Origin of the sequence: Sphaerisporangium sp. NPDC049002 (assembly GCF_040649355.1) — a bacterium.
Taxonomy (GTDB): Bacteria; Actinomycetota; Actinomycetes; order Streptosporangiales; family Streptosporangiaceae; genus Sphaerisporangium.
Genome location: NZ_JBEZFH010000074.1, coordinates 23,127 through 31,730, shown reverse-complemented (window position 1 = coordinate 31,730; position 8,604 = coordinate 23,127). Strand labels below are relative to the sequence as shown.

Annotated in this window: 6 protein-coding genes and 1 pseudogene; 3 read left to right on the top strand and 4 right to left on the bottom strand. The window is 68.4% G+C overall.

The annotated features are described in order from the left end of the window. Positions 1-55: 55 nt before the first annotated feature. The 3 genes and pseudogenes from AB0B89_RS17110 to AB0B89_RS17100 all read right to left on the bottom strand — a co-directional run. Positions 56-1,000 (bottom strand): annotated as a pseudogene (locus AB0B89_RS17110) (carboxyl transferase domain-containing protein); the annotation flags it as partial. Between the two features lie 25 nt (positions 1,001-1,025). Then, the gene (locus tag AB0B89_RS17105; protein ID WP_358553324.1) at positions 1,026-2,183 is read right to left on the bottom strand and encodes a CoA transferase; all 1,158 of its coding nucleotides are present in this window, start codon (positions 2,181-2,183) and stop codon (positions 1,026-1,028) included. 309 nt (positions 2,184-2,492) lie between these two features. Beyond that, positions 2,493-2,648 (bottom strand): hypothetical protein, encoded by a 156-nt coding sequence (locus AB0B89_RS17100; RefSeq protein ID WP_358553322.1) that lies wholly within the window; start codon positions 2,646-2,648, stop codon positions 2,493-2,495. Positions 2,649-2,975: 327 nt separating this feature from the next. Between AB0B89_RS17100 and AB0B89_RS17095 the strand changes: the two genes are divergently transcribed. After that, on the top strand, positions 2,976-3,755 hold the full coding sequence (locus tag AB0B89_RS17095; protein WP_358553320.1) for a DUF2786 domain-containing protein: 780 nt from the start codon (positions 2,976-2,978) through the stop codon (positions 3,753-3,755). Between the two features lie 95 nt (positions 3,756-3,850). Here the strand turns inward: AB0B89_RS17095 and AB0B89_RS17090 are convergent, their stop codons facing one another. Next, a complete protein-coding gene (locus AB0B89_RS17090; protein ID WP_358553318.1) occupies positions 3,851-5,056 on the bottom strand; it encodes a S8 family serine peptidase in 1,206 nt (401 codons plus the stop codon). 448 nt (positions 5,057-5,504) lie between these two features. Between AB0B89_RS17090 and AB0B89_RS17085 the strand changes: the two genes are divergently transcribed. Together AB0B89_RS17085 and AB0B89_RS17080 are read left to right on the top strand one after the other, a co-directional pair. Continuing rightward, positions 5,505-6,551 (top strand): hypothetical protein, encoded by a 1,047-nt coding sequence (locus AB0B89_RS17085; protein WP_358553316.1) that lies wholly within the window; start codon positions 5,505-5,507, stop codon positions 6,549-6,551. A gap of 78 nt (positions 6,552-6,629) precedes the next feature. Further along, positions 6,630-8,603, top strand: coding sequence for a DUF6571 family protein (locus AB0B89_RS17080; RefSeq protein WP_358553314.1), 1,974 nt, complete (start codon positions 6,630-6,632; stop codon positions 8,601-8,603). Position 8,604 lies beyond the last annotated feature (1 nt).

Genomic DNA, 8,604 nt, shown 5'->3' with positions numbered 1-8,604 from the left:
ACGTCGGTCAGCGGCAGTTGCGGGGCAATCTGCCCCAGGCATTCGTCCACGCGCTCTGCTGGCGACGGTCCTGGCCGAGCACGACCGCGGGCGCCGTGCCGAACCTGGCCAGGGCGAGCAGCAGGCCGGGGTCGTTCTCGCCCACGCCCGTGCCGTTCAGCGGGGTGACGTCGGAGGCGCCCAGCTTGAGCAGGGCCCTGACGCCGGGCCGGTCGTCGCGCCGCGACCGGCTGATCGCCTCCCAGGCCTCCACGGCGACGGCCCGCTCACCCGGCTCCGGCACTCGCGTGAGCCCCTCGCCGCGCTCCCCGACCTCCTTGGGCGCGCAGAGGACCGACAGGGCGCGGATCGCGATCTCGCGGGCGTTCTCGGCCGACACCACGGCGTCGACGAGACCGTGCTTGAACAGGTTCTCCGCGACCTGCACGTCCTGCGGAAAGGGGTATCCGTACAGGGTCTCGAAGACCCTCGGGCCGAGGAAGCCGATCAGCGCGCCCGGCTCGGCGGCGGTGACGTGGCCGAGCGACCCCCACGACGCGAACACCCCGCCGGTCGTGGGATGGCGGAGATAGACGATGTACGGCAGGCCGGCGGCGCGGTGGGCGGAGACGGCGGCGCTGATCTTGATCATCTGGACGAAGGCGAGCGCGCCCTCCTGCATCCGGGTGCCGCCCGAGGCCGGGGCGGCGAGCAGTGGCAGCCTCTCGGCCGTCGCCCGCTCGACGGCGCGGACCAGCCGCCCGGCGGCGGCCACCCCGATCGACCCGGCGAGGAAGGAGAACTCGCAGGCCATGATCGCCACGCGCCGTCCGCCCAGCAGCCCCTCGCCGGTCACCACGGACTCGTCGTAGCGGGTCTTCGCGCGCGCGAAGGCCAGCTCCTCCGCGTACGGGGAGCCGGGCGGCGCGGGGTCCACGGTGGGCTCGTCCCACGACTTCCAGGAACCGGGGTCGAGGACCGTGTGGATGAGGGTGTTGGCGTCCGGACGGGCCGGGCTCATCGGCGGCCTCCCATCACCGGCCGGATCACGCTTCCCGCTTCGCCAGCCAGTCGAGCACGGCCTGGGTGTCCTGGCCGAGCGCGGGCGGGGCGAGGTGCTCGGCGGGCGGCTCGCCGTCGAACCTCAGCGGCGATCCCGGCAGTTCGATGACGCCGAGCTCCGGGTGCTCGACCGTGACGACGAGATCCTGCGAGCGCGTCTGGTCCCAGGCGTAGACCTCGTCGAGGGTGCGGATCGCCCCCGCCGGGATGCCCGCGCCGGCGAGTTCGGCCAGCCAGTGGGCGCGGTCATGGACGGTCAGCGCCTTCTCCATGTCGGCGATCAGCTCGTCGCGGTGCGCGAACCTCTCCCTGTTGACGGCGTACTTCGGGGTGGCGGGGTCGATGCCGAGGATCGGGGCGAGCTTGCGCCACTGCGCGTCGTTGGCGACCGCGATCTGGATCATGCCGTCGGCGCAGTGGAACGCCCCGTACGGGGCGATGGAGGCGTGGTGGTTGCCGCCCGCCCCCGGGACCTTGCCGCCGACCGTCCAGGCCGTCCCGTGGTAGGAGTGCACGCCCACGACCGAGGCGAGCAGGGACGTGCGCACGACCTTGCCCCTGCCGGTGCGCTCCCTCTCGTACAGCGCGGCCAGCACGCCGTACGCCCCGTGGATGCCCGCGAGCAGGTCGGCGATCGAGGCCCCGACGCGGTACGGCTCCGCGGGCGAGGGGCCGGTGAGGCTCATCAGCCCCGCCTCGCCCTGCGCGATCTGGTCGTACCCGGGACGGCCGCCCTCGGGGCCGTCGTGGCCGAAGCCGGTGATGGAGAGGATCACCAGGCGCGGATTGAGCTCGTGAAGACGCTCCACGGGAAAGCCGAGCCGGTCCAGCACGCCCGTACGGAAGTTCTCGACGAGCACGTCGCTCTGCTTGATCAGCCGGGTGAGGAGCTCTGCCCCCTCCTTGGACTTGAGGTCGAGCGCGATGGAACGCTTGTTGCGGTTGGCCGAGAGGAAATACGTCGAGATGTCACCCGAGGGGCCGACGAAGGGCGGGCCCCAGCCACGCGACTCGTCGCCGCCGTCCGGATGTTCCACCTTGATCACCGTGGCGCCCAGGTCGCCGAGCATCTGCGCTCCGTGCGGCCCGGCGAGAGCACGGGACAGGTCGAGGACGACGACGTCACTGAGAGGTCCCTGCAAGGTCAGCCTCCACGGGGGCTCGGGGGGAATGCGCGTTCCGGTCTCACTGGCAAGCCTGCCAGGTCCCCCCACCCGCCAGACACCCAGGTCCCCCCGCGATCACGGGCTCCCGATCATCCCCATCGTGCGCGCGGCCCGGCCGACGCCCGGTCACGCGCGTCCATTATCCCGATCTTCCTCGCGCCCGCACCGGCAGCCGGGTCCCTACGACCGGGACGTCCAGGACGTTCGCGTACGTCCTGGACGCCCGGGAACCTGCTGGAACCCTCGGGGCATTCCCTGGATCCTCTACATCGTGTCCGGGCTGTCCTATCTGTGCGTCTTGCGCCCGCGCCACTTGTCCATGAACTCGCGCAGCTTGCGCTGGTTCTGCTGGTCCTTGGCCATCGTCTTGACCTTCTCGACCTGCTCGTGGCCCTTCGGGCTGCGCAGGTAGTCCTTGATGCGGTCCACCATCGATGCCATCTCTTCACCACCGTCTGTTCGGTCACCGTTTCCATTGAACGGCTACCCAGGACGACCCTCGCCAATCACGCATTGTGCTCAGTAGCTGCAAAAACAGGACAACCAGTGACGGAACCACGACGAATCCACGATCGCGGCGTGACGATTCCCGCTGTGGGCCGGAGGCGCCCGGCCCTCCACCATGACGTGGGCTAGGTTGGTGACCCGCCGGGTCGTCGGAGGGGGCGGGAACGCGATGGGGACACCGTCAGGGAAGGGCCGGCCTTCGCCCGGTGCGCCGGTGAGGGTCCGCTGACCGGCCCCGATGGGCCGTCCAGGACCAAGGTCATGGAGCGGGTCCGGCGGCTGCTGGACCTGGCGGAGCACCCCGGCACGGGCGAGGAGGAGGCGGCGATCGCCTCCGCGCACGCGGCTGCGCTGATGCTCAGGCACGGCCTGGACGCGTCCGCCGTGAGACGGGGGTCCACGGGCCGCGCGGAGACCATCGACGGCATCGAGTTCGAGGTGTCGAACCGCGGCGGGCACGCCCGCGAACGCTGCTGGGCCCTCCACCTCGTCTGCGACGCGCTCGGATGCAAGGGCGCGCAACGCTGGACCGGCGTCAAGGGCCGGGGCATCCGCGGCGCGAGGCACGTCACCATGACGGTCGTCGGGCCGGAGGCCGTCCTCGACAGCCTGCGCGTTCTGCTTCCCTCCATAAGCCTGCAGATGGAGAACCAGGCCAGACCCGCCCTCCGGCGGTTCACGTCGTGCGAGCTGGAAACGGTCACGGCCAAGGACCGGCGCGCCCGCGCCGCCGCCGACTTCCGGCGGGCCTTCTACGTCGGCTTCGGCTCGGGCGTCTCCGCCAAGCTCCGCGACCGCGTGGCCGAGGTGGCCGAACAGGTCGCGGGAACAGGGGCGGAGCTCGTACTCCTGGACCGTACGGCCCTGGTGCGGGCCGAGTTCGACCGCCGCTTCCCCGGCCTGCGGCCTGCCCGCGCGACCGCTCTGGACCGCGACGGCTACGCCACCGGACGCGAGGCAGGCCGCCGCGCCGACCTCAGCGACCGCGACCTCGGCGGCCTCACGGCCGGCGAGCTGCCTGCGACGCCCCGCCCGAGATGACCCTTGACGACAGGTGAGGCCCACGGGCGCCCGCTGTGGCGCCCGTGGGCCCGCCCGGCTCGATGTCGGACGCCCTCGGCGTCAGGACCTCGGCGTCAGAACGTGGAGACGTTCAGCAGCTTCTCCGGGATGCCGGCGAGAGTCGTTCCCGCCGCCTGGAGCGCGGCCTTCACCGCGGCGGGACCGGCCGTCGGATGCGTAGCCTTGTAGAGGGCCGCTCCACCCGCGACGTGCGGGCTGGCCATTGAGGTACCCGAGATGGTGTTGGTCCCGCTGCCCGTCCACGTGGACAGGATGCACACGCCCGGGGCGATGAGGTCCACGTCGGCGCCGAAGTTGGAGAAGCTGGCCCGCGTGTCGTCGGCGCCGTAGTTGGCGCAGGTGGCCGCCGCTCCACCGCCGGGAAGCCCGTTGTAGTCGGCGAGCGCGCTGACCGTGACGACCTCGTCGTAGGCGGCGGGAACGTGGTTGGCCGCGTTGTCCGTCTCGTTGCCGGCCGCCACCACGAACGTCACGCCCGCCGCGACGGCCGCGCAGATCGCGCGGTGCATCGCGTCGGCGTTGGTGTTGCCGCAGTTGCCGTCGTCGGTTCCGAGGCCTCCGAGGCTCATGTTCGCGACCTCGATCTCGGAGGCGTGAGCGGTGACGTAGTCGATGCCGCAGATGACCTGGGACCAGGTGCCGCTGCCGCTGGCGTTGAGCACGCGCACCGGCCACAACCGGGCGCCGGGTGCCACCCCGACGACGGTGCTGGTGTTGTCCAGCGCGCCGATCGTGCCCGCCACGTGCGTCCCGTGGCCGTTGCCGTCGTTGGCGCTGGTCCCGTTGTTGCAGTTCTTGGCGCCCGCCGTGTAGACGTTCAGGTCGGGGTGGGTGAGCTGGATGCCGGTGTCGATGATCGCCACGTCGACGTTGACGCGCGTGTCCACGCCGTTGATGGCGGCGGTGGGGCTGAGCTCGGCGTCGACCCGGTTGATCCCCGTCGGCAGGGTCTGGGCGTCGATCGACACCACGCCGTCGGGCTGTACGAACTGCACCTGCGGGTCACGGGCGAGATCGGCCGCGGCGGCGGCGGTCATCCGCGCCGAGTAGCCGCGTAGCGCGTGACTGTAGACGTTCTTGAGGGTCGCGCCCTTGGACCGCGCCTGGGTGTTGGCGACGGCCGAGGGATCGGCTCCGTCCCGCAGCACGACGATGTAGTCGCCGGCGGGCGCGAGGCTGGTGTCCACCGCGGCCGTGGCCGGGCTCACCGCCATGACGAGGGAGCTTGCGAAGAGGATGGTGAGGAGCGTTTTGCGCACGGGGGGATCCTCCACTCTGCGGTCCGGGTGGACCGGCAAAGTCGACATTGACTACCTAAGTCAGACCTTTCCACCCCAAATCCAGATTTGTTACATGAATTTGACATTTGTCATTTGGGTTGTCAGATTTTATGGAAAAAGGGTGGAACAAGAGATAAATCATGATCAGCCGGTCCGCAATGGTCACGGGTCCGGTTTGATCACCGGGGTAGACCACGCCCGAGGCATGATCGGGGAATTGCTTTCCGGCCCGTACCGCCCAGCCGCTCGTCCAACGAACATTCCTGGGGGCCTACAACGGCGCTCGGCGCGCCGACCGAACCTGCGGTCGCGTTTCGAGAGCTCCACCGATTGCGACACGGCGACGACACCGATCCGACGCCTGGGTGCCGTGTCACGACCCATCCGGACATCACCGACAGCCGCGTCGGCGACTTAGCGTCGCCGGGTGAACCCGAGAAGTGATGACCCGACCCCTTGCGAGTCCTTCGCCGCCATCCAGCGCATCCGATACTCCGTGTGGTCCGTCGGACTCTCCCTGATGCTGCTGGCCACCAGCGTCCGACCATGGGTGCGCTCCGCTGAGCCGTCCGCCGGCACCGTGCTCTCGCTGTGGGACCTGCCGACCTCCGACCTCCGGATCATCAGCGAGAACGGCACCAGCGCGCTCGGCATGCTGGTACTCGCCCTCTCCCTCGCCATGGTCACGGCGCTCAACCCCGTACGCCCGATGATCCTGGGCACTCTGCTGTCAGCGATCCTGAGCTTCCTCAATCTCATGTGGCTCCATCAGGCCCTCCCCAGGCCGCACAGCCGCCTCCCCTGGAGCACGGCGTGGGTCACGCCGGGATCCGCCCCGACCGCCGCGCTCGTGGAGACGCTCGCGCTCATAATCGGCCTCGCCCTGGTGGCCGTGGCCGACTCGTCGGACGAGCGGGACGTCATCCAGCAGACGTCGCCGGACCCCGCGGAACAATCTGGAACCTCCGCGTGGTCGCCTTACCCCACCCACAGACTCGCCCAGGCGGCCCGGGGGATGGTCCTCGTCCTCCTGCTCTTCTTCGCGGGCACCCTGCCGTGGATGCGCTTCCGCCATCACCTTCGCGACGGGAGCGACACGATCAGGCACCTGTCGCTGTGGGACCTGTCCGACGCGTCCATCAGCGACAAGGTGACCACGGCAGGCCAGGTGACGCTCACCCTGCTGGTCGCTTCATGCCTTCTCGTCTTACTGGCCGCCGCCGAGCCCCACCGCATGGTCGCCGCCTGCGGCGCCATGTCGCTCTGTCTCACCGTCGCGTCGGTCATCCGGCTCTGCTTCATGGCCACCGACCTCCACCGCCGGTACCCAGCCGTCGAGTTGACCGCGCTCCCGGGCCTGGTCCTCACGGTCGCCTTGCTCCTGGTATCCACAACCGTCCTCGTGGGGCCGTCGCTGTGCCGGAGGCTGCGAACAACCGCCAGACGCCCTTACGCGGAACGCCACCCGGTTTGACACACGCCCTCTCCACGCGCCGCCGACTGCGTTAGGTTTGTGGTCCGGCAACTGGGGCGTCGGAGGGGGCGTGAGCTCGTGAACACCGTGCCGTCAGGAACGGGGCCACTGTCACCGGAGTTCACCGGGATCGATCCCTCGCTGATGGACCGGTTCATCAGCGAGATGGAGCACGCCCGGGGGCTCATCGGCGAGCACATGCAGGCGATCCGCCAGGTGTTCGCCACCGAAGGCGTACCCGCCACCTCGCTCGACCCGATCGGCGAGGTGGAACGCTGGATCGACGAACACCTCCCCGACCTACGCCGCCGCAGCAAACTAGCCCACAACACCGCCCAACTCCCCGACTGGTCCCCGGGGGCGGCGAATGGCCTGATGTCCTACGAGGAGAAAGACGTTCTGCCTGCGGCGGAGGCACGCCGCCTGGGCGCGGAGCTGGCCGCTACATACGAGAAGCTGGACTCCGGCGTCTTGTCACCCCTCAGCCGGGACCAGAGCTACCAGCGGATCGTCGACACCCTTGCCGCACATGTCAACGATCCCGAGTACACCGCCGCGTTCTTCGCGGCCCTCGGGCGGCAGGGCACGCTCGACCTTCCGGCGACGCTGCGCCACAACCTCGCGCCTCCCGGAGAGGCGACCCTCGCGCCACCCCGATCCGACGACGGCATACTGCGCACCGTCAGCCAGGCTTTCGGCACCGCCGTCTCAGCGGGGTCCCACGTGCCCGGATTCTCCAAGATCAAGGACTCGCTGGCGCACACCGCGCTGTCCGGCGCTGATCAGGTCAATGCCGGCCTGCTGCTGAGTGCGGGATCCTTCCCCGCGAAATGGCTCGCTCAAGTAGCCGTGACTCAGGGCCTCGGAAAGCCACGCCACGTCAACGCGGGACTTCTCCACGCCTTGGGAAACAACCCTGGCGCGGCACGCCTCGCCCTGAGCACTGTCACAGGACAAGACCAGTCGAAACTAATCAAGCTCCTCAAAGACTTCACCGCCCACACCAGTGGCCCGTCGGCGCTGGCCGGTGAGGCCGACGCCTTCGGGCGCATGCTGGCCGCCGCCTCCGGCGCCTACGACGAGAAGGACGGCCACCACAGCAAAGACGCGGCGGCGTTCGCCTTCACCGTCATGACGACCCTCGGCCAGCTCAGCATCGGCCAGGGAACCCGGATACACCTGGCCGAGATCGCGGGCGCCTACGCGACAGAGATCACACAAGGTGCCACCCCTCACGACAGGACCCAGCTATCGTTCAGCACGCTCGGAAACGTGGCCTCTAGAATCCTCGGATTGAAACCTATGTTTCAGCTGAGTCCGGCAGATACTTACCGCTTCATCAGAACATTTGCCGATAGCACAGAAGATCAAATGCCATTCAAGGATGGCATGGGGGATCTTGCTCGACGGCTGATCAATGCAGAAGTTCCGAACATAATAAAGACTCAGAAATCCGAACGTCTGGCCGATATATTCGGCGCACTCGGGAATGCGCACGGCCTACAACTGGCAGCAGCGGAGACACTTGGGAAGAAAAAGGACGACGCAGCAGAGCAGGCCAGCAAGGCCTTCAGTTGGGCTTCAGGAAACGGACTGGGACTACTCGGACTATTTGTCCCAGAGACAGCCGGAGCAGTGCTGTGGACGGCACTCAGCACCGGGTGGTCAACCTACGACACCGTCAAAGCCAGCGAACAAAAGGAGATTGACAAGATCCAATCAGCCGACAACCTGGAAACCCTCGGACGTCGACATGCTATAGCCCAGTCCCTACTAGACGCGGGCTTTCCCCCAAAGATATCACCTAAGGACTTTGAGACCACCCGGCCGGCCGGGGTGCCCATATCGGATTCCAGCGGAAGACTGCGCCCCTTTTCAGATATCGTCAAGCATGGAAACAAGGGCTTGGACGCCCTCGAAAGTTGGCTGATCGAAAACGGTCAAGACAATGACAAAAGAGCACTTGGGGGCCTAGCAGAGGATCTCGCCGCACAATTCGACGGCCATAGAACATTTAATAAGGCTCGCGGCTTAGAATACCCCCATCTTTAGA

Excerpts from the sequence above, each read along its gene's own strand:
- AB0B89_RS17100 (WP_358553322.1), bottom strand. The coding sequence starts at position 2,648 with ATGGCATCGATGGTGGACCGCATCAAGGACTACCTGCGCAGCCCGAAG.
- AB0B89_RS17095 (WP_358553320.1), top strand. The coding sequence starts at position 2,976 with ATGGAGCGGGTCCGGCGGCTGCTGGACCTGGCGGAGCACCCCGGCACG.